Genomic DNA, 23,421 nt, shown 5'->3' with positions numbered 1-23,421 from the left:
CTAACCAGCGCCACGCGAGTCTGGAGTCACTTCCGAAAGGGCGGAAACGCAACCGCAACCGGAAGCAACCCCCGAAGCAACTCGCCCGCACTGGAGATGAGATGACCCCTCGCCCGATAACCAAGCGTGCAGCCATCGTCACCGCCGGTGCCCTCGTCGCCGTCGGCACCTTCGCCGCCGGCGTCGGTGTCGCCGGGCCGGAGAAGGCGAAGCAGGGCAAGAAGCCTGCCAAGGCCGAGATCGCCGCCCTCTTCGACGGCTGGAACGCCGCCCTGCGCACCGGCGACGCCGAGACCGTCGCCGACCGGTACGCCAAGGACGCGGTGCTGCTGCCGACCGTCTCCAACAAGGTTCGTACCGACCGCGCCGGCATCGTCGACTACTTCGAGCACTTCCTCCAGAACAAGCCGGTCGGCAAGAAGATCGAGACGCACATCAACGTCCTCGACAAGAACTCCGCCCTCGACGCCGGCGTCTACGAGTTCACGCTCACCGACCCCGACACCGGCGCCAAGCGCGTCGTCGAGGCCCGCTACACCTACGAGTACGAGAAGCGGAACGGCGAGTGGAAGATCGTCAACCACCACTCCTCGGCGATGCCCGAAGGCTGATCCGCACCGCCAGCCCACCCCCGGGCGCATCCGCCAGGGTCACGGTCCCGCCGTCGTCGGTCACCAGCTGTTTGACGACGGCGAGGCCCAGCCCGGACCCGGAGCGCCCGGTCAGACCCTGGCCACGCCAGAACCGGTCGAAGGCGCGGGACTTCTCCGCGTCGGACATGCCGGGACCTTGGTCGAGGACGGACAGCAGGACCTCGTCGCCCCGCGTCTCGTAGGAGACCGTGATCGTGCGGCCGTCCGGTGACACCTCCAGGGCGTTCGAGAGCACGTTGTCCAGCACCTGGTCCAGATGACCGGGGCTGGCCAGCACAGACGGCCGGCCGTCGGCACTACTCCCCCCAAGCGCGATGGTGACTCCGCGCTCGTCGGCGGCCGGTCTCCACACCGCCAGCCGCTCCTCGACGATGTCCCGCAACGAGAGCGGCTCCGCGGCCGTCACCTTCGCTTCCGCCCGCGCCAGCACCAGCAGTCCGTTCACCAGGCGGCTCATCCGGACCACCTCCGCCGTCGCCTGCTCCACGTCCTCCCGCACGAACTCGTCGTCCACACCGTCCGCGATGTTGTCCAGGGAGAGGCGCAACGCCGTGAGGGGAGTGCGGAGTTGGTGTGAGGCGTCCGCCACGAAGATGCGCTGTGAGGCGACCAGGGTGTCCAGGCGTTCCGCGCCCTGGTTCAGGGTGCGGGCCAGCGTCTGGGTCTCCGGCGGGCCGGTCACCGGCGAGCGCGCGGTGAGGTCGCCGTCGCTGAACTTGCTGGCCATGGCGTTGAGTTCACGGAAGGGGGCGGTGATCCGGCGGGCGGCGTACGCGCCGATCGCCGCCGCGGCGGCCAGCACCAGCACCGCCAGCCCGGCCCGGAAGCCCCAGATCTGCCACAGCCTGGTCGTCATGTCCGAGGTCGAGTAGACGATCCGTACGGCGGCTTCGCCTTCGGCCGGGACGGTGACCGTCAGATGCTTGCCCCAGACGAAGTCGGAACCCCAGTCGGTCGTCGCCGCGTTCTCGTGGACGGCCCGGTCCAGCGCCGTGTCCGAGGACGGCGCGGGCAGGTCGGGGACGCAGTCGCTGGTCGGCGTCACCTCGACGGTGCCGGGGGTCTTCTCGTCGTAGGCCTGGGCCACCTCGTTGAGTGCCTCGCACGAGGTGCGGTCGCCGTTGCCCAGCAACAGCGCCATGGTGTTCGCCTCGCGCAGGACGGACTGCTTGGTGTCGCCCCGCAGTTGGCTCGTGAGCGTGAACGCCACCGGAACCGTGAACAGCAGGATCGCCACCGCGACGAGAAGAATGTAACTCCGGATGAGCTGACGGTTCATGACGTCCCGTCAGCCCCGTCGTCCTTGACGATCTCCAGGCGGAAACCGACCCCCCGCACCGCCTCGATGGTGATCGCGCCCGCCAACTTCCGCCGCAGCGCCGCCACATGCACATCCAGCGTCTTCGTCGGGCCGAACCAGTTCGCGTCCCAGACCGCTTCCATGATCTGCTCGCGCGACATCAGCGCGCCCGGCTCCTCGGTGAGGAAGGCCAGCAGGTCGTACTCCTTGGGCGCGAGGGCCACCTCCTCGCCGTCCAGCCGGACCCGCGCCGCCTTGCGGTCGACGGTGAGACGGTCGCCGTACCGGTCGGGGCCGGCCGCGACGCCCGTCTTCGGCTGGGCGCGCCGCATCACCGCCCTTATCCGCGCGATGACCTCCCGTACCCCGAACGGCTTGGAGACGTAGTCGTCCGCGCCGAGCTCAAGGCCGACCACCCGGTCCGTCTCGTCGCTGCGCGCGCTGATCACGATGATCGGCATGTTGCCGCGCTCGCGCAGCGCCTTGCACACGTCGAGGCCGTCGGTGTCGGGCAGACCGAGATCGAGGAGTACGACGTCGTAGGGCTCGTCGTGCCTCAGGGCGGCGCCGCCCGTGGTGACCCAGGCCACCTCGAAGCCGTAACGCAGCAGTCCTCGCCGCAGGGACTCGGCGACCGGTTCATCGTCTTCCACCAGCAGTACGCGCACAGGCGAACCATAGTGCTTGAAGTTTAAAGACGGCCGGTCACCGAGGCCCTCAGCGCGTGGTCACCACATGACCGGCAGACGCTCCGGGAGGCGTTTCATGAAGCCCGTGCGCCACACCAGCTGCTCGATCGGCACCGCGAGGCGGAATCTCGGCATCCGCTCCAGCAGCGCCTCCAGGGCGATCTCGGCGTGCCGCCGGGCGAGGGCGGTCGCCGGGCAGTAGTGCCGGCCGCCGCCGAAGGACAGATGCGCGGCGCTGTTGGGGCGGGCGAGGTCGACGAGGTGCGGGTCGGGGAAGGCGGCCGGGTCGAAGTTCGCGCCCTCGACGAGGACGAGGACCAGCTCGCCCGCCCTGACCTGGACCTCCCCCAGTCGTACGTCCGCCAGCGCCAGCCGCGGCAGTCCGTCCCCGATCGACAGGTTGATCCGCAGCAGCTCCTCCACCGCCGCCGGGATCCGCCCGGGGTCGGCGACCAGCTCGGCCCGCAGCTCCCGGTGCTGGAGCAGCGAGACCAGGGCCATGGTCAGGAACCCGGCGGTGGAGACGACCCCCGCGCCGAACATCGTGACGCCGACGGTCGCGAGCATCCCGTCGGTGAGATGCGCGTAGTCGGGGTCGGCGCGCAGGGCGGCCAGCTCGGCCATCAGACCGGTCGTCGCCGGGTCGTCCAGCCGCTCGGTCATGTACGCGATGTCCCGGTCCCAGTTGAGCCGGGCCCCGGCCACCGGGCACGCCGAGTTCATGAACGCGAGGTCCAGGCTCCGCATCAGCCGCGGCGCGTCCGCCCGCGGGACGCCGAGGATGCGGCAGTGCATGCCGGCCGAGTACGGGTCGGCGAAACCGCCCCGCAGATCCACCGGAGCGCCCTCGCGGACCAGACCGTCGACGAGCTCACCGGCGTACCCCCGCATCCAGTCCGCCAGCCCCGGCGACTTCGGATTCAGGGCCTTCAGTACGGCCTTGCGCAACCCGGCGCCCGTGATGTTCCCCATGTTGTTGACGACCTCGGGCGGGATCGTCAGCGCGTACTGCCGGGGCACGCCCGGCGCCGAGGTCTCCTTGAGACTGAAGCGGGGGTCTTCGAGGACCTGCTTGCACAGGGCGTGGGAGGAGACGAGCCAGGCCTCGTCGCCCGCGATGGTGCGGACCCGGCGTACGGGGGAGTTGCACCGCAACTCCTCGACCTCGGCCGGGAGTCGGTCGCCGCGCCAGGAGAACGGGAAGTCGATGAGGGTGTCAGCGGACAACACGCACCTCCTCGGCGGGCGTCACGATCGCGTGGCCCTGGTTGCGCGAGGCGCGCAGGCCGGCGCCGGGGGCGTACAGCAGCTCGGCCATCGGCAGGAGCTGGTGGTAGCAGTTCAGGGAGGACGGGACGCCCAGGATCGCCGGGGTGTCCAGGAAGAGCGGGGCCTCGGCGCAGACGTACGCCATGCAGACCTGGCGCTGCGCCTCGGTCACGTCCGTCGACCTGCCGGCGAGGAAGGTGCCGACGAGCTGTTCGCAGGTCGTGCGGAACTCGTCGTCGGTGGTGAGGCGGGCGGTGAGGTGGGCGTGCAGGTCTCGGTAGGCGGGGACGGTCCGCAGGTCCGACATGGCATGGGCGAGGAGGCGGGTCCCGCCGGGGTCCGCCGCCCGGACGGCGGCCTGCACCTTCGCGCGCACCCCGCGCAGATTCTTCACCGCCTTGCGGCGCGCTTCGTCGGCCGGATAGCCGGAGGCCTCGTACATCTCGGCCACGTGCAGGTCCGTGTAGACGAAGTCGGCCCGCTCGAAGTGGGCCAGTGCCCAGCGGGCCAGGTCCAGGACCCGGCGGGCGGAGAAGTAGCTGTTGCCGGGGGAGACCCCGATCACGGCGTGGTCGCCGGCCGCCCGGATGACCTCGCAGTGCGCGGTGAAGGGGCGGACCTCGAAGAGGCCGGCGGGGGTGACGTGCTGGATCTCTGAGACGGTCGCAGTCGTCAAGGGAAGGGAGTCCTTCGCGCGTCGCTAGTCCCGGGGGAGCCGAGTGCTCCTGGTGTGGCGACGACGACGCGAAGTTAGCGTTCGACTACGGAGAGCGTCAACGGGTGACCTGGCCCACTTTGCCGAGTGTTCATCGTGGGGATGGGCAGGGTCGTGCTGGGCGTCCGGGTCTCACCATGTGGTTTCACGAAGGTCGATTTCGGACGCTCGATAGACTGAGCCGACCGCAGTACATATGCGTATGTGCGGATAGAGACTGACTGAGCGAGGAGCGCACGTGGGCCTTGTCGTGCAGAAGTACGGAGGCTCCTCCGTAGCCGATGCCGAGGGCATCAAGCGCGTCGCCAAGCGGATCGTGGAAGCGAAGAAGAACGGCCACCAGGTGGTCGTCGTCGTTTCCGCGATGGGCGACACGACGGACGAGCTGATCGATCTCGCCGAGCAGGTATCCCCGATGCCTGCCGGGCGTGAGTTCGACATGCTGCTGACCGCCGGAGAGCGTATCTCCATGGCCCTGCTGGCCATGGCGATCAAAAACCTGGGCCACGAGGCCCAGTCGTTCACCGGTAGCCAGGCAGGTGTCATCACCGACTCGGTCCACAACAAAGCGCGGATCATCGACGTCACGCCCGGCCGCATCCGGGAGTCCCTCGACCGGGGCAACATCGCCATCGTCGCGGGCTTCCAGGGCGTCAGCCAGGACAAGAAGGACATCACGACCCTGGGTCGTGGTGGCTCCGACACCACCGCCGTCGCCCTCGCCGCCGCCCTCGACGCCGAGGTGTGCGAGATCTACACCGACGTGGACGGCGTGTTCACCGCCGACCCGCGCGTGGTGAAGAAGGCGAAGAAGATCGACTGGATCGCCTTCGAGGACATGCTGGAGCTCGCGGCCTCCGGTTCCAAGGTGCTGCTCCACCGCTGTGTGGAGTACGCCCGCCGCTACAACATCCCGATCCACGTCCGCTCCAGCTTCAGCGGGCTTCAGGGCACGTGGGTCAGCAGTGAGCCGATCAAGCAAGGGGACAAGCCCGTGGAGCAGGCCATCATCTCCGGTGTCGCGCACGACACCTCCGAGGCCAAGGTGACGGTCGTCGGCGTGCCGGACAAGCCGGGCGAGGCCGCCACGATCTTCCGGGCGATCTCCGACGCCGAGATCAACATCGACATGATCGTGCAGAACGTGTCCGCCGCCTCCACCGGTCTGACGGACATCTCCTTCACGCTCCCCAAGGCCGAGGGTCGCAAGGCCATCGACGCCCTGGAGAAGCACAAGGACGGCATCGGCTTCGAGTCGCTGCGCTACGACGACCAGATCGGCAAGATCTCCCTGGTCGGCGCCGGTATGAAGACCAACCCGGGCGTGACCGCGACCTTCTTCGAGGCGCTCTCCGAGGCGGGTGTGAACATCGAGCTGATCTCGACCTCCGAGATCCGTATCTCGGTCGTCACCCGCGCCGACGACGTCAACGAGGCCGTCCGCGCCGTGCACACCGCCTTCGGGCTCGACTCCGACAGCGACGAGGCCGTCGTCTACGGAGGCACGGGACGCTGATGGCCGGGACAGGATCGGCGCGGCCGACGCTCGCGGTCGTGGGGGCGACCGGAGCAGTCGGCACCGTCATGCTCCAGATCCTGTCCCAGCACGCGGACATCTGGGGCGAGATCCGCCTGATCGCCTCCCCGCGCTCGGCCGGCCGCAAGCTGGCCGTGCGCGGCGAGGAGGTCGAGGTGGTGGCCCTGACCGAGGAGGCCTTCGACGGGGTCGACGTCGCCATGTTCGACGTACCCGACGAGGTCTCCGCGCAGTGGGCGCCGGTCGCCGCGGCGCGCGGCGCGATCGTCGTGGACAACTCGGGCGCCTTCCGGATGGACCCGGAGGTGCCCCTCGTCGTCCCCGAGGTCAACCCGCACACCGCCCGGGTGCGACCGCGCGGCATCATCGCCAACCCCAACTGCACGACCCTGTCGATGATCGTCGCCCTGGGCGCGCTGCACGCCGAGTTCGGGCTGCGCGAGCTGGTCGTGTCCTCGTACCAGGCGGTGAGCGGGGCCGGCCGGGCCGGGGTCGAGACGCTGCGCCAGCAGCTCGCGCTGGTCGCCGGTACGGAACTGGGGACGCACCCCGGGGACGTACGGCGGGCCGTCGGCGACAACACCGGGCCGTTCCCGGAGCCCGTCGCGCTGAACGTCGTGCCGTGGGCCGGGTCCCTGCGGGAGGACGGCTGGTCGTCGGAGGAGATGAAGGTGCGGGACGAGACCCGCAAGATCCTCGGCCTGCCCGAACTGCCCGTCGCCGTCACCTGCGTCCGGGTTCCGGTGGTCACCACCCACTCGCTGACCGTGCACGCCCGCTTCGAGGGCGAGGTCACCGTGGCCAAGGCGCGCGAGATCATCGCCACCGCGCCGGGTGTGGTGCTGTTCGACAACCCGGCGGCCGGGGAGTTCCCGACGCCCGCCGACGTCGTCGGCACCGACCCCACCTGGGTGGGACGGGTGCGCCGGGCCCTCGACGACCCGACCGCCCTCGAACTCTTCGTGTGCGGCGACAACCTCCGCAAGGGGGCGGCGCTGAACACCGCGCAGATCGCCGAGCTGGTCGCGGGCGAATTCAAGAGCGGCTGAGCTCGACGGGTTTGTAAGATCTGTGAACCAAGTGTGAGCCGGTCGATGGTCCGGACCACTTGCTGTGGACGTCGTTGTCGTCCGAAGATTTTCCTCCCCGCTCTCCGCAACCACGCGAAGGGCGGGGAGCGTCTTTGCGAACGCCCTTCAGGGGGCGCGCGGATGCTGCAAGGGGCGTGGGGACGCCCCGAACCATTCAGGACATAGGGGAAGAGCGGGTAGGCATGAGGGCGCTTGACGCACGGTCAGTAGTGCTGCCTGACACAAGACGGGGGGCTGGATCCCAGGGCGTCGCGCCGACCGACGCAAAAGTGACGCGAGGCACGTACAACCCTCACGGGGGTCACGGTGTCCAACAGGCGTGGCAGAGGTACTCGACTTCAGCGCGGCACGTGGCGGTACGGCCCTTCGGCCCCGCCCCGCGGCCCTACGACCCCGCATGCCCGGCGCGCCCGGCGGCATGCCGGTGATCGCGCCCATGCCCGCAGCGCGGCCCGCCCGCATACCGAACCAGCGTGACGGCGCCGAGGATGTGACGGCGGCCGGTACGACCGTCGACCACCTCACCGAGACCTACCGGGCGCACTACAGCTCCCTGCTGCGTCTCGCCGCCCTCCTCCTCGACGACACCGCCTCCTGCGAGGACGTCGTCCAGGAGGCCTTCATCCGCGTCCACTCCGCGCGCAAGCGCGTCCGTGACCGCGACAAGACGCTCGCGTATCTGCGCCAGACCGTCGTCAACCTCTCCCGCTCGGCCCTGCGCCGCCGCATCCTCGGACTGAAGCTGCTGTCCAAGCCGATGCCGGACATGGCGAGCGCCGAGGAGGGGGCGTACGACCAGTTGGAGCGCGACTCCCTCATCAAGGCGATGAAGGGACTCCAGCGCCGCCAGCGCGAGGTTCTCGTCCTGCGCTACTTCGCGGACATGACCGAGGCACAGGTCGCCGAGACGCTCGGGATATCCCTGGGCTCGGTGAAGGCGTACGGCTCCCGCGGCATCGCCGCGCTCCGCGTCGCCATGGAGGCACCGGCATGAGCGGGGACCAGGACGCGGGCCGGGACGGGCGGCGCCACCTGCACCAGCCCTTCGACTGGCACGAGCCGGGCGGGGACGGGCAGGACACCCCGAAGCAATCACACGCTGGGAACGGAACTGTGAACCACGGCCTCGACGACCAGAGCCCCGGCAGCGGGCTCGACTCGGACGAGCTGGCACTGCGCCGCATGCTGCACCAGGCGGTCCAGGAGATCGAGCCGCGCGACGGCACACTGGACCACCTGCGGCACGCGGTACCGGCCCGCCGGGCCCGCAAGCGGCAGGCCCTGGTGGGCATGGCCGCCGCGGCGCTCTTCATCGGCACCGCCGTCCCGGCCCTGTTGCACGTCTCCGGCGCGACCGGCTCCGACGCCGACCCGCTGAACGCGGGCCACTACTCGCAGGCCCAGGGCGGCGCGAGCCAGGGCAAGGGTCCCGACGGCGGCGAGTCCACCTCCGGGGGCAGCTCCGGCAAGGTCGAGGACAAGGACAAGGGCGACCACAAGGGCGACGCGGAGGGCAAGGGCTCCAGCGCCGGCGGCGGCTCCGCGGGCGCCACCGACCCGTCCGCGACCAGTACGGTCGGCGTCCCCGTCTGCACCGCCGCCGACCTCGGTTCGGCGACCGCCAGCTCCGGCGCCGCCGACACCGCCGGCGCGGTCTACGGCACCTTCCGCTACACCAACACCTCCACGGCCGCCTGCACGGTCGCGGGCCCCGGCTCGATCAGCTTCGCGGTGGCGGGCGCGGCGGACTCCGCGAAGGTCGGCCAGGTCCGGCATGTCGCCGGTGACGCCGCGGCCTCGCTCCCCGACCCGTCCACGGAACTCGCCTCCCTGGTCCTCCAGCCGGGCGCCTCCTACGACGTCCAGTTCGCCTGGGTCCCCTCGGAGACCTGCCCCGTCGACAGCGGCGACCCGGACCCGTCCCCCGACCCGACCCCGAGCGGCGACACCGGCACCACCACGGAGGGCACCTCCACCGGCGGCGACACGGGCACGACCACCCAGCTCGTCACGGAGGACGGCGGCACGGCCGACGGCAGCGTCACGGTCACCAACTCCGCCGAGGGCGGCGTCGCGTCGGCCACCACGACGGTGAGCAACGCGTGCGCGGGGACGATCTACTGGACGGGCGTGCTGGCGGCGTCGTAGGACGCCCGAGGGGGCTTTTGACGCTGTTCGGAGCGCTGTGCGCTGCCGACCGGCGTCAAACAGCCGCTCGCTGCTCGCTCTCCTCGGGCACAAGACCCAGCTCCGCGTCCCGGAGGAACTCCACCTCGCGCCGCAGCAGCCGGAACCACATGAAGACCACGAACCCGGCGAACACGAACCACTCGCCGGTGTAACCCAGGTTCTGGAACGCCTTCAGGTTCAGCCCGCTGTCGGCCGGCGCGCTCGCGGGCACCGTCTTCATCCCCGGATCGGCCTTGTCCAGGGTGACCCACGCGTCGTACAGGTCGTACGACACCAGGTTCACCAGCGAGGCCGCACTGATCGCCGAGGTCTGCCCCGCGGGCAGCCCGCCCTGCGCACTGACCCCGTTCTCCCCGGGCTGCTCCGACGCCTGCAAGGGCCCCGTGACGGTCACCTCGCCCTTCGGGGCGGCCGGTGCCTTCGCCGGATCGGCGTTCCCGGGCAGCCAGCCCCGCACCACCGGCAGCGCCTTGCCTCCGTCGGTGCGCAGCAGCGTCAGCACATAGAACCCGCGCTTGCCGTCCAGCTCCCGTCCCGGCACCAGCAACTGCGTGCCGTACCGCCCGCTCACGGTGGCCTGCCGCCCGGACGTCTCCTGGTCCACGGGCAGCAGCTCGGCCAGCGGGGCCGCGGCCTGCCGCTTGTTGGACGCGGCCTGCGCGGTCGCCTGGTCGTGGCTCTGCATCCGCTCCTCGAAGCGGCTCAGCTGCCAGGACCCCATGAACACACAGAAGGGAATGGCGAGCAGCACGAAGACGTTGATCCCCCACCAACGGGGCGTCAGCAGAAACCGGTACACACCCCAACGGTACGGGGCAGCCCACAAGCGCCCACCCGCGGGGTGGGCACCGTCAGTACCGCTCGGTGAGATGATCCCGCCCGGCCGGAGGCTCGTACGGTTCCGGCCAGAAGTCGGTGACCGCGGCTATCCGCCCGTCCCCGTCCCCCGTGAAGAACGAGATGCCGTACATCTCCTCCAGCCCCACCGTGAAGTGCACCCAGGTGACCACCTGCTCCGGCTCGGCGACGATCCGCTCGATCCGCAGATGCCAGTCGCCCGGGTACTCCCGGTTGAAGCGCACGTACCGCTCGCGCCCGCTGACCCGCTCCCGCGTCTGCGGCAGCGTGTACACCACGTCCGCGGCCAGCGTCCCCGCGAACGTCTCCCAGTCCCGCGCCTCCGCACAGGCCCAGAAGGTCTCGACTGTCTTGCGCAGCTCGGTCATGCGGACGAGTCTGCACCCGGCCACTGACAATCGCCCCGGCCCGCGTCAGCTGTCGCCCGCCCGCAGCGGCGGGCCCGGTGCCGCGCAGGGCCGCGAAGTTGTCCACAGGCTGAGGACCCCGCCAGTGATTTGTCTGTGCGGGCGGGCAGTATGGGCCCATGACTGAGAGCAACGGGTCCGCGGCGCCCGAGCAGAACGAGCAGAGCGACCGGCGGCAGACGATGCCGGAGTGGGAGAAGCGGTTCCGGGCGCCCCGGGTCTCCCTGCCGGACTGGGCGGAGGACGCCCCGGACCGCTCCCTGTTCGTGTCGAACGCGACAGGGACGTACGAGCTGTACGCCTGGGACCGCGCCACCGGCGCCCAACGCCAGGTCACCGACCGGCCGAACGGCACGACGGACGGCGTGCTCACCCCGGACGGCGCGTGGATCTGGTGGTTCGACGACAAGGACGGCGACGAGTTCGGCGTCTGGCGCCGCCAGCCCTTCACGGGCGGCGCGGACGAACCGGCCGCGCCGGGCCTTGACGCCTCCTACCCCGCGGGCCTGGCTCTCGGTCGCGACGGCCGTACGGCGGTGGTGGGCCGCTCGACCGACGAGGACGGTACGACGATCCATGTCGCCCGCACCGGCGCGTCACCGGCGGAGCCGCCGGTGGAGATCTACCGGCACCGCGAGTCCGCGGGTGTCGGCGACCTCTCCCACGACGGCTCGCTGATCGCCCTGGAGCACACCGAGCACGGCGACGCGATGCACTCGGCGCTGCGCGTGGTCCGCCTCGACGGCACGCCGGTCGCCGAACTGGACGACACCAAGGGCGGTACCGAGGAACTGGGTCTGGAGGTCCTCGGCTTCGCGCCGGTCGACGGGGACAGCCGCCTGCTCATCGGGCATCAGCGCCGGGGGCGTTGGGAGCCGCTGGTGTGGGACGTGACGTCGGGGGAGGAGACGGACCTGGCGCTCGACCTGCCGGGTGACGTCAGCGCCGAGTGGTTCCCGGACGGCACGGGTCTGCTCATCGCCCACAGCTTCGAGGCCCGCAGCGAGCTGTTCCGCTACGACCTGGCGAGCCGCGACCTGGTGAAGATCCCCACCCCCGCGGGCTCGGTCTCCGGGGCCACGGCCCGCCCCGACGGCAGCGTGGAGTACCTCTGGTCTTCGGCGGCCGAGCCCTCGACGGTCCGCTCCACCTCCGGTGCGGTCGTCCTCGACCCGCCCGGCATGAAGTCCCCGGGCTCGGTGCCGGTGGAGGACGTGTGGGTGGAGGGCCCCGGCGGCCGCATCCACGCCCTGGTCCAGAGGCCGGCCGGCGCGACCGGCCCCCTGCCCACGGTCTTCGACATCCACGGCGGCCCGACCTGGCACGACAGCGACGCCTTCGCGGCGGGCCCGGCGGCCTGGGTGGACCACGGCTACGCGGTGGTCCGCGTCAACTACCGCGGCTCGACCGGCTACGGCCGCGCCTGGACGGACGCCCTCAAGCACCGGGTGGGCCTCATCGAGCTGGAGGACATCGCGGCGGTCAGGGAATGGGCGGTGACGTCCGGCCTCGCCGACCCCACCCGTCTCGTCCTCACCGGCGGTTCCTGGGGCGGCTACCTCACCCTCCTCGGCCTCGGCACCCAGCCCGACGCCTGGACCCTCGGCATCGCCGCGGTCCCGGTCGCCGACTACGTCACGGCGTACCACGACGAGATGGAAGCCCTGAAGGCCATGGACCGCACCCTCCTGGGCGGCACCCCGGAGGAAGTCCCGGACCGCTTCGAGGCCTCGTCCCCCCTCACCTACGTCGACCAGGTCAAGTCCCCGGTCTACATCTCAGCCGGTGTCAACGACCCCCGCTGCCCGATCCGCCAGATCGACAACTACGTGAAGCGCCTGGAGACAAGAGGCGCAACCCACGAGGTGTACCGCTACGACGCGGGCCACGGTTCGCTGGTGGTGGACGAGCGCATCAAACAGGTGAGGTTGGAACTGGACTTCGCGGAGCGGCACTTGGGCAACAACGCGTCTGCATAGCCGCGGGCACAGCCCATCCACCCTGCCCACAGACATCCACCGCACCTGCGGCCAGCCACCCGGCAGGGCCGGCGCCCACCCAAGCAGCGGCACCGGCCAGTCCGCCTACGTAGCTGCGGGCAGCCGCGCGGCGGGGTCGGTGCCCGCCCAGGCAGCGGCATCGGCCAGTCTGGCTGCCTAGCTGCGGCCAGTCTGCCTACGTAGCTGCGGGCAGTCGTGCGGCGGGGTCGGCGCCCGCCCAGGCAGCGGCACCGGCCAGTCCGCCTACCTAGCTGCGGGCAGCCGCGCGGCAGGGTCGGTGCCCGCCCGGGCAGCGGTATCGGCCAGTCTGGCTGCCTAGCTGCGGCCAGTCTGCCTACGTAGCTGCGGGCAGTCGTGCCGCTGGGGCGGCACGGGTGGGCGCAGCGGCACCCCGCCAGCGCGGGCAAGCGAAAACCCACCCCCGCCCAGCCCCAGCGGACCGCACCTTGACCACGCCCCCAGCCCAGCCCCAGCGAACCGCACTCCACCACGCCCCCGCCCAGCCCCAGCAGCCCGCACCCCCCTACGCCCCCGCCCGCTCCCGCTCCCCCCGCCGCCCCAGCAACTCCGCCAACCCCCTCCGCGTAGCCGCCAACACCACCCGATCCGCCGCCTTCAGCACATACGTGTCCGGCAGATCCCACACCAGCCCCGAAGCCACCGCCGCCTCCTCGTACGCCCCCTCCACAGCCGGCTCCGACGACCCGGAACCGGAGGGGGCCGTGTCCAAGGCCAGCACCCGCCACGCCCCCGCCCGAAACGCCTCACCCACAGTCCGCCCCTCCAACTGCGGATGCCCGCCCACCTCCAGCGCCGCGAACAGCAACACCCGCCGCTCCACCGGAATCGCCCCCAGAATCTGCCGCCCCATCATCGCCCCGGCGAACGCGGGCGCGGCCAGATGAGAAACACTCCGACTCCGCGTCGACGCCCGCGGATGCGCCGCCCGCAGCGTCCGGTACACCGCCGTCGCGAAGTCGTCGTCGTACAGCCGCAGCACCACCCGCAGATCGGGCCGCACGGACCGCGCGTACAACGCGGCCTCAAGATTCGTCGTATCGGAACTGGTCACCGCCAGCAACGCATGCGCCCGATGGATCTTCGCGGCCTCCAGCACCCCCTCCTGCGTCACATCCCCGAGCACCACCGGCACCCGCAACCGCCGAGCCGTCGCCAGCCCCCGAGCCTCCGGCCCCGCCTCGACACACACCACGGGAATGTCCAGCTCCCGCAACCGGGTCAGCACCCGCGTACCGATCTTTCCGAGCCCGAGGAGCACCACATGCCCACCCAGCCCCCGAGGAGGTTTCCGCAGCGCCGACGCGGACCGGAAGGTCCCGAGCGCCTCCAGCACCGCGGCCAGCAGCACCGGCAGCAGCAGCAACCCCACCAACCCGGCGAGGAGTTGCAGGATCTGCCGCCCGATCGGCGCCCCGAGCGCGGGATCGTTGATGGCGAAGAGATCGAGCAGTGTCTCGTACGTCGCGAACAGCGGATGCTCACCCGTCACGACGGACAGCGCGACGGCGAGCGCCGCGACACACCCGACCAGCCCGGCCAGCGACCACCGCAACCGCCGCGAGAACAACGAGGCGAACGGCGGCACGACCCCACCCCGCCCCGCGGGCAACGACGGCCCCGCGTACGACACCTGCTCCAGCACCACGGTGCCGCGCCCCACCGCGTCCCGCACCGCGACCGCGTCCGGCAGCAACTCGGGCCCCTGCTCCCCGGCGACACCGCCATCGGCACCGGCACCGCCTCCGACACCATTACCGGTCCCGGACAGGAGCGCCAACGTGGCAAGCCCCGCCCCACCCCCCTGCCCCGGCACCCGCTCCACCGCCCGCAGCAACAACCCGTCCGTCTGTACGACCTTGCTGGTCCCGGCGACAGCGGAGGCCACCAGCGCCGGTGCGGCGGTATCGGCGTCGGACAGCACGGTCGTCGAGGCATCGAAGCCACCGCCGCTGTCGTCACCTGCGGCCAAGGCCGCGGCCTGATCGAGGAGTTCCTCGATGTGCTGGCCCAACCGCCGGTTGTACAACCGCAGTACGAGCCGCAGCCGAGGGTTGAGCCGGCGGGCGGTCAGCGCCGCACGGATGTTGGTCTCGTCGTCGTCGTACACGAGCGCCAGCGCGGCGGCCCGCTCCACACCCGCGTCGGCGAGCACGGCCTCGGTCGCCTCCGCGGCCTCCACCAGCCGTTCGCCACCGACGGGTTCACTCCCGCCGGTCCGCCCGGCGGCGGCGTTCACCACCCGGTCCAGCAGCGCCGCCGAGGCGGCCCGGGCCCGCCCGACCACGGGCGGCCGTACGGTCCGCTCGGCCGCCGGTACGACGAGGGTGACCTGCTCCCCGTACACACCCCGCAACTCGGCGGCCAGCCGGTGGGCGAGCCCGTCGTCCCCGCACACCACCATGTGCGCGGCTGTGTCACCCTGCCGACTCTGTTGACCATGCTGACCTTGCTGACTCTGCTGCGGAAGGCTCGCCACGAGGGAAAAGACTGCCTCAATGAGACGGGTGGTTCCAGAAGTGATCGGAACGCGCTGAACACCCGCGCCGGGACCGCCGTACTGAAAGGGAGGGAAACCACGTGAAACCCGCGCCCGCGCGCACCACCGGAGGTACCTCGCCCGTGGCGATCACCGAAGAAGCCCCGCCCGCGGCGGCGGAACCGACGCCACCCCCGCCGCCCAAGGGTGATGAACAGGCCCGCCACCTGAACTCCCCCCTCCTCCTCACCATGCTCCTGCTTCTGGTCCTGCTGCTCCAGGGCCCGATCCGTGGCGCGCTGGCCGCCCCCGTGATGCAGAGCTGGATGACGGTGTTCGTGGCGGTCACCGTGCAGGCGCTGCCGTTCCTCGTGCTCGGCGTACTGCTGTCGGCGGCGATCGCGGTGTTCGTGCCGCCGGCGTTCTTCGCCCGCGCGCTGCCGAAGAACCCGGCGCTGGCGGTGCCGGTCGCCGGGGTGGCGGGGGCGGTGCTGCCGGGCTGCGAGTGCGCGTCGGTGCCGGTGGCCGGGGCGCTGGTACGACGGGGCGTCACCCCGGCCGCCGCGCTGGCCTTCCTGCTCTCCGCCCCGGCGATCAACCCGATCGTGCTGACGGCGACGGCCGTCGCCTTCCCGCGGAACCCGGAGATGGTGCTGGCCCGTCTGGTCGCGGGCCTGCTGACCGCCTGCGCGATGGGCTGGCTGTGGCTGCGCCTGGGCCGCGCGGACTGGCTGCGCCCACCGACCCGTGCCGCCTACGACGGCCAAGGCAGAGGCGCGGCGTTCTGGGGTTCGGTACGGCACGACGTGACGCACGCCGGGGGATTCCTGGTCGTCGGTGCGATGGCGGCGGCGACGCTGAAGGCGGTCGTACCGGAGCAGTGGCTGCGTACGGCGGCCGGCAACCCGGTGGTGTCCGTGCTGGCCCTCGCCGTCCTCGCCGTCCTGCTGTCGATCTGCTCGGAGGCGGACGCGTTCGTGGCGGCGTCGCTGTCGCAGTTCTCGCTGACCGCGCGGCTGGCGTTCCTGACGGTCGGCCCGATGATCGACCTCAAGCTGTTCGCGATGCAGGCGGGCACCTTCGGCCGCGGCTTCGCGCTCCGCTTCGCGCCCGCCACCTTCGCCCTGGCCGTCCTGGTGGCGGTGCTGACGGGGGCGGTGCTGCTGTGAACCGGCACGCACAGTCGGCGGTCATGTTCCTGCTCGGCGCGACCCTGCTGCACGCGGGCTCCACCGACCTCTACCTGCGCTACGTCAAGGCGGGTCTGCGCCCGCTGCTCCTGCTCTCCGGCGCGGTCCTGATCGCGGCGGCGCTGGCGACGCTCTGGTACGAACGCCGGACCACTCACGACGACGACCACCACCACCCCGAGCCCCGGGTCTCCTGGCTCCTGATCCTTCCCCTGCTCGCCCTGGTCCTCGTCGCCCCGCCCGCCCTCGGCTCCTACAGCGCCATGCGCACGGGCACGGCCCTCCAGCAGGCGTACGGCTACGAGGACCTGCCCGCCACCGGCCCGCTGCGCCTCGGTGTCGCCGACTACGCGGGCCGCGCGGTCTACGACCACGGCCGTGAGCTGCGCGGACGCGAGATCAAGGTCACCGGCTTCGTCGCCCTGGACAGGTCCGGCCGCCCCTACCTCGTCCGCATGGCCCTCAACTGCTGTGCCGCGGACGCCCAGCCGGTCAAGATCGCGCTGACCGGGAAGATACCGCCGGTGCTGCAACCGGACGCCTGGCTTGAGGTCACCGGCGGCTACACCCCCGAGCGCACCACGGACCCGGTCAACAACGGCCCCATCCCGTATCTGAAGGTCACCTCGGCCCGCCCGGTGGCGACGCCCAAGGACCCGTACGACGAGACCTGGAACAACTGACCGGGCTGGGCTGGTTCCCGCAGGCGAAGGCGACCGACCGGGCCAGCCCCCGCGGGGCGTCGGCGACCGGCCGGGCCGGTTCGCGGCGGGCGACTGGCGACGAGCCGGGTCAGCGTCTGTGGGGCGTTGGTGATCGGCCGGGTCAGTTCGCGGCGGGCGACTGGCGGCGGGCCGGGTCAGCGTCTGTGGGGTGTCGGTGATCGGTCGGGTCGGTTTTAGGCAGCGCGATCGGCGACGGGCCGGGTCAGCGTCTGTGGGGCGTTGGTGATCGGCCGGGTCGGTTCTCGGCAGGGCGATCGGCGACGGGCCGGGGCAGCATCTGCGGGGCGTTGGTGATCGGCCGGGTCAGTTCTCGGCGGGCGACCGGCGACCGGCGGCCGGCCAGGTCAGCACCCGCGAGGCGTCGGCGACCGACTAGGCCAGTGTTCGCAGGGCGGCGGCCTCCGGGCTGTCCTCCGCCGCGCTGAACACATGCAGGACCAGCCCGGGCTCCCCGGGCCCCGCCGGCACGTGCAGGGTCTCGAAGTCCAGCTCCAGCAGCCCGACGACGGGATGGCGGAGCCGTTTGCGTCCCGCCGCGCACATGGTGACCTCGCCGGAGTCCCAGATCCGCCGGAACTCCGGGCTGACGTCGGCCAGTTCGGCGATGAGACCGGTCAGCTCACGGTCGTCGGGATGGCGCCCGATTGCGACCCGCAGCTGCCCCACGGCCTCGGCGGCCCGGTCCGCCCAGTCGGGGTGCAGATCCCGGGCGGCGGGGTCGAGGAAGACGAACCGGGCGTTGTTGGCGTCGCGACGGCCGGGCACGTCCAGGCCTCCCATCAGCGCGGCACCGAGCCGGTTCCAGGCGACCACGTCGAGCCGGTGGTCGGTGGCGAAGACGGGCAGCCCCTCCATCGCGTCGATCGCCCGCCGCAGCCCGGGCCCGATCCGGGTCCTCGGCACGGGGTCGGGCCGCGCGGCGGCCAGGGTGTCCAGATGCCGCCGCTCCGCCGCGTCGAGGCCGAGCGCACGGGCCAGGGCGTCGAGCACCTCGACGGACGGCTGGGTGGCCCGCCCCTGTTCGAGACGGACGTAGTAGTCCACGCTGATCCCGGCGAGCTGGGCCAGTTCCTCGCGCCGCAGCCCCCGCACCCGACGCCGCCTGCTCACTCCGGCGGGACCGACCGTCTCCGGGGTGACCCGCCCACGACGGGCGCGCAGAAATCCACCGAGGGCACGTCGGCTGTCGTAGATCCCGTCGTCCATGACTTCCAGTATGCGGGGCGGTGTGGAGCCATCGGCGGTGAGTGGCCCTCGCAGTACCAGGACTGGCGTTCCACCGGTCGAAGAGGGTTCTGGCTACGCCTCGGCCGCCGGGAGACCGTGGCGACATGAAGAGGATCCTGATCGTCAGCGCCCACCCCGAACCCCGTTCCCTGAACGCGGCGTTGACCGCCTTCGCCGTCGACCACCTGCGGGCCGCGGGCCACGAGGTACGGCTCTCCGACCTGTACGCGATGAAGTGGAAGCCGACGGTCGACGCCGACGACTTCCCGGACCACGTGTCCCAGGAGGATCGCCGCCTGCACGTGATGCGCGACTCCGAAGAGGCCACGCTGAGCGGCCGCCTCGCCCCGGACATCGCCGCGGAACAGGAGAAGATCCGCTGGTCGGACGCGCTGATCCTGCAGTTCCCGATGTGGTGGTTCTCGACCCCGGCGATCCTGAAGGGCTGGATCGACCGGGTGTTCACCAGCGGTTTCGGCTACGGCCCGGAGGTCCCGCCGCCGTACGACGACAACGGCAGCGCCCTGGCCGGCCGCCGGGCCCTGCTCTCGGTGACGCTGGGCGCCCGCGAGACGGCGTTCTCGGACCGGGGCATCCACGGCCGCCTCACCGACGTACTCCACCCGCTCCAGCACGGCCTGTTCTGGTTCACCGGCATGACCCCGCTCGAACCCTTCGCGGTGTACGACACGGACCGCATGCCCGCCGAGCGCTACGCCCCGGCCCGCGAGGCGTACGCACGCCGCCTGGACGCCCTGTTCACGGAGACCCCGGTCCCGTTCCGCCCCCTCACGGGCGGCGACTACGACCACGACATGCGGCTGCTGCCGGGACGGGAGCGCCCGGGCACGGAAGGCCTGGACCTGCACACGCGCCCGGCTCCCCGCCCCGGGCTCAGCCGGTGACGAGGGCGAGCGTGAAACCGTCGTACCCCTTGGATCCGACGGTCTGCACGGTCGTGGCCGTCAACCGGGGCTCCTCGGCGATGAGTTCGGTGAACCGGCGGATGCCCTGGACGCGGGGGTCGTCGCTGTCGGGGTCGGGGTCGGTGACGGCACCGTCCCGGACGACGTTGTCGCCGACGATGACACTGCCGGGCCGCAGCTCGACGACGTCCCCGAGCCCGGCCCGCGCCACGTTGGCCCGGGCCACCTCGGCGCACCGCTCATCGGCCTCCAGCGTCACCAGCCGCCCGCCCCCGGGCAGGGCGCGGGCCAGCCAGATGGTGCTGTAACCGCCGAGGGTGCCGATCTCCAGCACCGAACGCGCCCCTTGGACGCGCGCGATCAGGTGGAGCAACTTGCCCTGGTTGGCGGCGACTTGATGCTCCGGAAGCCCGGCCGCCGCACCATCGAGTTCCTCAGGACTGATACGGCTGCTGCGGCTGCCCGTACCCCTGCCCCGGCCCGTACCCGTGGCCCTGTCCCTGTCCCTGTCCGGCCTGGGCGCCCGCCGCCTGCGCCTGGAGCTGCTCGGCCTGCTCCTTGCCGATCTTCACCTCCGTGCCGCAGAAGGTGCACTGCGTCGCGTACTTGGTCGAGATCGGGAACAGCGGCACGAAGAACAGCGTGAACTTCGTGACGCGCTTCCTGAGGGTGTGGGCGGCGGGGTTGCCACAGCCGCCGCAGACCAGCGTGAGTATCGCGAGCTGGTAGAGGTATCCCTTGGTGCCGAAGATGATCATTGGGTGGACGTCCTTAGCGGGCTCATCGGGTCGATTCCTGCGGCCCAAGGCTACGGCTCGCGTGGTTGACCCGGGTCGCCTCGGCGGGACGTCAGGCCGACAATGGCGGGGATGCCGTACGACCGCGAGCAAGCCTCCGGCTCAAGGGGCGGACGCGACACACCGGAACCCGGTGTGCCCGCTGGAACTGTCCGGGGTGTTGGCGGTGCGGGCGGCGACGCGGTAGCGGTTGCAGTAGGAGGCGTGGCACAGGTGGGAGCCGCCGCGGATGACTTTGCGGGTGCCGTCGGGGGGTCCTTGCGGGTTGACGAGGGGACGGTCGGGCCGGCCCTGATGTCCGACGGCCCACCAGTCGGCGCACCACTCCCACACGTTGCCGGACATGTTGTACAGCCCGAACCCGTTGGGTGCGAAGGCGTCGACGGGCGCGGTCCCCCGATACCCGTCGGCGGCGGTGTTCCTGGTCGGGAAGACCCCGCGCCAGATATTGCACCGGTACGGGTGTTCACCCGCCGGATCGAGCTCGTCCCCCCACGGATAACGCCGCTGCTCCAGCCCGCCCCGGGCCGCGTACTCCCACTCGGCCTCGGTGGGCAGCCGCTTCCCGGCCCAGGCGGCGTAGGCGGCGGCGTCGTACCAGGACACATGGACCACGGGATGGTCCTCCCGCCCCGCCACCCCACTGCCGGCCCCCTCGGGCTCCCGCCAACTGGCCCCACCCACCGCACACCACCAGGGAGTCGCCTCGGGCCGAGCCGCCCCACGCCGCAACGCGGCAGGCAGAAACCCGGCGAAGACGTACGACCACCCGAGGCGCTCGGCGTCGGTGCGGTACCCGGTGTCGGCGACGAAGGCGGCGAACCGCGCGTTGCTGACGGCGTGCGCATCGATACGAAACGACGCGACCCGCACCCTCCGAACCGGCCCCTCCCCGTCCCCCGCGACGCCGTCGGGGTCCTCGGCGCCCATGAGGAACTCACCGCCGGGTAGCAGGACGTCTGCCGGATCTGCCGGATCTGCCGGATCCGGCGGGTCTGCCGGGTCGGCTTGCTGTCGCGGGGGCTGCACCCGTCCCGCGTCACCGACCGACTGCCCGGCGACCGAGGGCATACAGCAGTGCCCGCTTGCCTGGGCTTCGCTCATGACGTTTCCGCTCCTCGGGGGCCGGTCCTGGGCCCGGCTGACTCCGCCGAACGTACAGGGACTTCCTGAGAGGCCCCCCGGAAGCGCCCGGTCATTAATTAGGTAGACTGACCTACCTAATTACTTAATGGAAAGGGGCTGTCATGGCTCCCCCCGAGACCACGGCACCGAAGCCCCGCAGACGCCGGGGCGCCGCAAGGGAACGGCTGCTCGCGGCAGCCGCGCGACGCTTCTACGCGGACGGCGTGTCGGCGACGGGCATCGACGCGATCACCGCCGAGGCGGGCGTGGCGAAGATGAGCCTCTACAACAACTTCTCCTCCAAGGCCGACCTGGTCAGGGCCTACCTCGACGCACGACACGAGGAGTGGCTGGACCTCTACACCCGCCGCCTGGCGGCAGCCCCGGACGCGCGGGCCGGCGTACTGGCCGTCTTCGACGCGTACGCGGACCACGCCAACTTCGCCTACGAGCACGGCTTCAGAGGCTGCGGCCTGCTGAACGCCGCGGCGGAGCTGCCCGCGGACGACGAGGGCCGGGCGGTGGTACGCCGCCACAAGGAAGAAGTCGAGAGGCTCCTGTCCACCCACCTGACAGAACTGCTCCCCGACCAAGCACCGGAACAGACCCGCGCGACGGCGGAGCACCTGTCGTTCCTGCTGGAGGGAGCGATGGCGAGGGCAGGCCTGGAAGGCGCGGACACCCGCCTCCAGCACGCCCGCAAGATGGCCGCGGAAATGCTGGACCGCCTGTGAGTCCCTTCACCAGCCATCACCTCACCGGCACGGTATGCGTCCTACTGGCATCGCTGCTGTGGGGCACGACGGGCACGGCGGCGACGTTCGCGCCGGAGGTGGGCCCGCTGGCGATCGGAGCGGTGGCCATGGGAGCAGGCGGACTACTGCAAGCCTTGGCAGCGGCCCCGAGCATCCGCAGAGAGTCCGAGAACCTGCGAGCACAGTCCGGCATCGTCCTCCTGGGCGCACTGGCCGTGGCCGCCTACCCCTTGGCGTTCTACAGCTCCATGCACCTGGCCGGCGTAGCAACGGGAACGGTGGTGTCGATCGGCTCGGCGCCGCTCGCCTCGGCCCTGATAGAACGCACCGCGGACGGCCACCGCCTGACCCCGCGCTGGATGGCAGGCGCGGCGCTGGGCCTGACAGGAACGGCACTCCTGTGCGCGGCGAAAGCAACAGACGCATCGAAGGGCACGGAATCCGCCACCGGAACGGTGCTGGGCGTATGCCTGGGCCTGATAGCGGGCGGCACCTACGCCCTCTACTCCTGGACGGCCCACCGCCTGATCAACAAGGGCATAGCGTCACCAGCGGCCATGGGCACGATATTCGGAACAGGCGGCGTCCTGCTCCTCCCGATCCTCCTCACCACAGGCGCCCCCCTCCTCACCTCTTGGCCCAACGCAGCCGTAGGCGCCTACATGGCCCTGATCCCGATGTTCCTCGGCTACGTCCTCTTCGGCCGCGGCCTGACCCACATCCCCGCTAGCACCGCAACCACCCTGTCCCTCCTGGAACCGGCGGTAGCGGCACTACTGGCCGTCCTACTCCTGAACGAACACCTCCCCACCCTGGCCTGGACCGGCATAGCCCTGGTCGTCGCATGCCTGGCGACACTGACCACCACCAACCCAGCACCCCAACAAACCCCAACCCCAACACCGACACTGGACACCCTCTGAACGACCCCCTCACGACACAACTGAGTCCCGGGCCCGCTGACCTCGCGTTCTTCGGCCGCCCGACGAACGCAGACGCGCGGCGTCTTCGACTCGCATACGGCAGAGGGCGGGCGACGCGGACCGGCTGAAGCCCCCCGCCCGGGGTATCCGCCTGAACATGCTTGCTCTGATTGCCTACCGCACGTACCACGGCGCAACGACCGTGTGGGCATTCGTCGTTGCCATCGTCATCGCGCTGGTGGCCGGCTGGTACATCCGACGCCGAAGGTAGTTGCGACGCGCTCCCCACGAAGCTGGAGGCCGGCCCCAAGGCCAGCCCCCGGAGGCCGTACCGCTCGAACGCAGGCCAGCGGTAACCGATTCGAAGATCGGGGACGGAATCGGCTCACCGCCGGTGCCCCCTGGGAGTAACACGGCTTCGCCCTCTCCTCGGCCGTCGGCTCTGGAGCGGTAGGCACGCGCACGACAACAGGTGAGGCGCCTAGGAAGGTTCCTAGGCGCCTCACCTGCTGTTTTGGCTGTCGGGGTGGCGGGATTTGAACCCACG

22 protein-coding genes are annotated in these 23,421 nt (G+C 71.3%); 11 read left to right on the top strand and 11 right to left on the bottom strand.

Features of this window, described 5'->3' with window-relative positions:
• Positions 1–101 precede the first annotated feature (101 nt).
• A complete protein-coding gene (locus tag ACIHIX_RS09930; RefSeq protein ID WP_399952460.1) occupies positions 102–611 on the top strand; it encodes an SgcJ/EcaC family oxidoreductase in 510 nt (169 codons plus the stop codon).
• On the opposite strand, the gene ACIHIX_RS09925 is transcribed toward ACIHIX_RS09930, so the two are convergent.
• From ACIHIX_RS09925 to ACIHIX_RS09910, 4 genes are read right to left on the bottom strand one after another with little or no spacing between them, the layout of a single operon-like run.
• Positions 577–1,932, bottom strand: coding sequence for a sensor histidine kinase (locus tag ACIHIX_RS09925; protein WP_399952457.1), 1,356 nt, complete (start codon positions 1,930–1,932; stop codon positions 577–579). The genes ACIHIX_RS09930 and ACIHIX_RS09925 overlap by 35 nt on opposite strands.
• Positions 1,929–2,621 (bottom strand): response regulator transcription factor, encoded by a 693-nt coding sequence (locus ACIHIX_RS09920; RefSeq protein ID WP_399952454.1) that lies wholly within the window; start codon positions 2,619–2,621, stop codon positions 1,929–1,931. Before ACIHIX_RS09920 ends, ACIHIX_RS09925 begins: the two co-directional genes overlap by 4 nt.
• A 60-nt stretch (positions 2,622–2,681) precedes the next feature.
• Positions 2,682–3,869: a cytochrome P450 gene (locus ACIHIX_RS09915; RefSeq protein ID WP_399952451.1), complete on the bottom strand. Its 1,188-nt coding sequence runs from the start codon at positions 3,867–3,869 to the stop codon at positions 2,682–2,684.
• Positions 3,859–4,587 carry a tRNA-dependent cyclodipeptide synthase gene (locus tag ACIHIX_RS09910; RefSeq protein ID WP_399952448.1) on the bottom strand — a complete coding sequence of 243 codons (729 nt, stop codon included), beginning with the start codon at positions 4,585–4,587 and terminating at the stop codon, positions 3,859–3,861. The genes ACIHIX_RS09915 and ACIHIX_RS09910 overlap by 11 nt, the downstream gene beginning before the upstream one ends.
• Positions 4,588–4,864: 277 nt before the next feature.
• Here ACIHIX_RS09910 and ACIHIX_RS09905 point away from each other — a divergent pair, with 277 nt between their 5' ends.
• From ACIHIX_RS09905 to ACIHIX_RS09890, 4 genes are all read left to right on the top strand, one after another.
• Entirely contained in the window at positions 4,865–6,142 is a 1,278-nt protein-coding gene (locus tag ACIHIX_RS09905) for an aspartate kinase (protein ID WP_399952445.1), read from the top strand.
• Positions 6,142–7,212, top strand: coding sequence for an aspartate-semialdehyde dehydrogenase (locus ACIHIX_RS09900; protein WP_399952442.1), 1,071 nt, complete (start codon positions 6,142–6,144; stop codon positions 7,210–7,212). The genes ACIHIX_RS09905 and ACIHIX_RS09900 overlap by 1 nt, the downstream gene beginning before the upstream one ends.
• 460 nt (positions 7,213–7,672) lie before the next feature.
• The gene (locus ACIHIX_RS09895; protein WP_079309383.1) at positions 7,673–8,248 is read left to right on the top strand and encodes a SigE family RNA polymerase sigma factor; all 576 of its coding nucleotides are present in this window, start codon (positions 7,673–7,675) and stop codon (positions 8,246–8,248) included.
• Positions 8,245–9,402: a hypothetical protein gene (locus ACIHIX_RS09890; protein WP_399952439.1), complete on the top strand. Its 1,158-nt coding sequence runs from the start codon at positions 8,245–8,247 to the stop codon at positions 9,400–9,402. The genes ACIHIX_RS09895 and ACIHIX_RS09890 overlap by 4 nt, the downstream gene beginning before the upstream one ends.
• A gap of 55 nt (positions 9,403–9,457) precedes the next feature.
• Here the strand turns inward: ACIHIX_RS09890 and ACIHIX_RS09885 are convergent, their stop codons facing one another.
• Positions 9,458–10,243 carry an SURF1 family protein gene (locus ACIHIX_RS09885; protein ID WP_399952437.1) on the bottom strand — a complete coding sequence of 262 codons (786 nt, stop codon included), beginning with the start codon at positions 10,241–10,243 and terminating at the stop codon, positions 9,458–9,460.
• Positions 10,244–10,295: 52 nt separating this feature from the next.
• The gene (locus ACIHIX_RS09880) at positions 10,296–10,670 is read right to left on the bottom strand and encodes a nuclear transport factor 2 family protein (RefSeq protein WP_399952434.1); all 375 of its coding nucleotides are present in this window, start codon (positions 10,668–10,670) and stop codon (positions 10,296–10,298) included.
• Between the two features lie 158 nt (positions 10,671–10,828).
• Here ACIHIX_RS09880 and ACIHIX_RS09875 point away from each other — a divergent pair, with 158 nt between their 5' ends.
• Positions 10,829–12,688, top strand: a complete 1,860-nt coding sequence (locus ACIHIX_RS09875; RefSeq protein WP_399952431.1) for a prolyl oligopeptidase family serine peptidase — start codon at positions 10,829–10,831, stop codon at positions 12,686–12,688.
• Between the two features lie 544 nt (positions 12,689–13,232).
• Here ACIHIX_RS09875 and ACIHIX_RS09870 read toward each other — a convergent pair.
• A complete protein-coding gene (locus ACIHIX_RS09870; RefSeq protein WP_399952428.1) occupies positions 13,233–15,131 on the bottom strand; it encodes an NAD-binding protein in 1,899 nt (632 codons plus the stop codon).
• Between the two features lie 218 nt (positions 15,132–15,349).
• Here ACIHIX_RS09870 and ACIHIX_RS09865 point away from each other — a divergent pair, with 218 nt between their 5' ends.
• Together ACIHIX_RS09865 and ACIHIX_RS09860 are read left to right on the top strand one after the other, a co-directional pair.
• Positions 15,350–16,375, top strand: a complete 1,026-nt coding sequence (locus tag ACIHIX_RS09865; protein WP_399952425.1) for a permease — start codon at positions 15,350–15,352, stop codon at positions 16,373–16,375.
• Positions 16,372–17,079, top strand: coding sequence for a TIGR03943 family putative permease subunit (locus tag ACIHIX_RS09860; protein WP_399952422.1), 708 nt, complete (start codon positions 16,372–16,374; stop codon positions 17,077–17,079). Before ACIHIX_RS09865 ends, ACIHIX_RS09860 begins: the two co-directional genes overlap by 4 nt.
• 414 nt (positions 17,080–17,493) lie before the next feature.
• Here ACIHIX_RS09860 and ACIHIX_RS09855 read toward each other — a convergent pair whose 3' ends face one another.
• A complete protein-coding gene (locus tag ACIHIX_RS09855) occupies positions 17,494–18,327 on the bottom strand; it encodes a helix-turn-helix transcriptional regulator (protein ID WP_399952420.1) in 834 nt (277 codons plus the stop codon).
• A gap of 125 nt (positions 18,328–18,452) precedes the next feature.
• On the opposite strand from ACIHIX_RS09855, the gene ACIHIX_RS09850 reads away from it, so the two are divergent.
• Positions 18,453–19,253 carry an NAD(P)H-dependent oxidoreductase gene (locus ACIHIX_RS09850; protein WP_399952417.1) on the top strand — a complete coding sequence of 267 codons (801 nt, stop codon included), beginning with the start codon at positions 18,453–18,455 and terminating at the stop codon, positions 19,251–19,253.
• Here the strand turns inward: ACIHIX_RS09850 and ACIHIX_RS09845 are convergent.
• The 3 genes from ACIHIX_RS09845 to ACIHIX_RS09835 form a co-directional block, all read right to left on the bottom strand.
• Entirely contained in the window at positions 19,243–19,719 is a 477-nt protein-coding gene (locus tag ACIHIX_RS09845) for an O-methyltransferase (RefSeq protein ID WP_399953750.1), read from the bottom strand. The genes ACIHIX_RS09850 and ACIHIX_RS09845 overlap by 11 nt on opposite strands.
• Positions 19,709–20,032: a zinc-ribbon domain-containing protein gene (locus tag ACIHIX_RS09840; RefSeq protein WP_399952414.1), complete on the bottom strand. Its 324-nt coding sequence runs from the start codon at positions 20,030–20,032 to the stop codon at positions 19,709–19,711. Before ACIHIX_RS09840 ends, ACIHIX_RS09845 begins: the two co-directional genes overlap by 11 nt.
• A gap of 141 nt (positions 20,033–20,173) precedes the next feature.
• On the bottom strand, positions 20,174–21,175 hold the full coding sequence (locus tag ACIHIX_RS09835; protein WP_399952412.1) for a formylglycine-generating enzyme family protein: 1,002 nt from the start codon (positions 21,173–21,175) through the stop codon (positions 20,174–20,176).
• A 143-nt stretch (positions 21,176–21,318) separates the two neighbouring features.
• On the opposite strand from ACIHIX_RS09835, the gene ACIHIX_RS09830 reads away from it, so the two are divergent.
• Positions 21,319–21,930 carry a TetR/AcrR family transcriptional regulator gene (locus ACIHIX_RS09830; RefSeq protein ID WP_399952409.1) on the top strand — a complete coding sequence of 204 codons (612 nt, stop codon included), beginning with the start codon at positions 21,319–21,321 and terminating at the stop codon, positions 21,928–21,930.
• Entirely contained in the window at positions 21,927–22,874 is a 948-nt protein-coding gene (locus tag ACIHIX_RS09825) for a DMT family transporter (RefSeq protein ID WP_399952406.1), read from the top strand. Before ACIHIX_RS09830 ends, ACIHIX_RS09825 begins: the two co-directional genes overlap by 4 nt.
• The last annotated feature ends 547 nt before the right edge of the window (positions 22,875–23,421 follow it).

The organism is Streptomyces sp. NPDC051913, assembly GCF_044593635.1.
GTDB lineage: Bacteria > Actinomycetota > Actinomycetes > Streptomycetales > Streptomycetaceae > Streptomyces.
This window is presented reverse-complemented; position numbering and strand designations above follow the sequence as displayed.

Excerpts from the sequence above, each read along its gene's own strand:
- ACIHIX_RS09930 (WP_399952460.1), top strand. The coding sequence starts at position 102 with ATGACCCCTCGCCCGATAACCAAGCGTGCAGCCATCGTCACCGCCGGT.
- ACIHIX_RS09925 (WP_399952457.1), bottom strand. The coding sequence starts at position 1,932 with ATGAACCGTCAGCTCATCCGGAGTTACATTCTTCTCGTCGCGGTGGCG.
- ACIHIX_RS09900 (WP_399952442.1), top strand. The coding sequence starts at position 6,142 with ATGGCCGGGACAGGATCGGCGCGGCCGACGCTCGCGGTCGTGGGGGCG.
- ACIHIX_RS09895 (WP_079309383.1), top strand. The coding sequence starts at position 7,673 with ATGCCGGTGATCGCGCCCATGCCCGCAGCGCGGCCCGCCCGCATACCG.
- ACIHIX_RS09890 (WP_399952439.1), top strand. The coding sequence starts at position 8,245 with ATGAGCGGGGACCAGGACGCGGGCCGGGACGGGCGGCGCCACCTGCAC.
- ACIHIX_RS09880 (WP_399952434.1), bottom strand. The coding sequence starts at position 10,670 with ATGACCGAGCTGCGCAAGACAGTCGAGACCTTCTGGGCCTGTGCGGAG.
- ACIHIX_RS09875 (WP_399952431.1), top strand. The coding sequence starts at position 10,829 with ATGACTGAGAGCAACGGGTCCGCGGCGCCCGAGCAGAACGAGCAGAGC.
- ACIHIX_RS09870 (WP_399952428.1), bottom strand. The coding sequence starts at position 15,131 with ATGGTGGTGTGCGGGGACGACGGGCTCGCCCACCGGCTGGCCGCCGAG.
- ACIHIX_RS09855 (WP_399952420.1), bottom strand. The coding sequence starts at position 18,327 with ATGGACGACGGGATCTACGACAGCCGACGTGCCCTCGGTGGATTTCTG.
- ACIHIX_RS09850 (WP_399952417.1), top strand. The coding sequence starts at position 18,453 with ATGAAGAGGATCCTGATCGTCAGCGCCCACCCCGAACCCCGTTCCCTG.
- ACIHIX_RS09840 (WP_399952414.1), bottom strand. The coding sequence starts at position 20,032 with ATGATCATCTTCGGCACCAAGGGATACCTCTACCAGCTCGCGATACTC.
- ACIHIX_RS09835 (WP_399952412.1), bottom strand. The coding sequence starts at position 21,175 with ATGAGCGAAGCCCAGGCAAGCGGGCACTGCTGTATGCCCTCGGTCGCC.
- ACIHIX_RS09830 (WP_399952409.1), top strand. The coding sequence starts at position 21,319 with ATGGCTCCCCCCGAGACCACGGCACCGAAGCCCCGCAGACGCCGGGGC.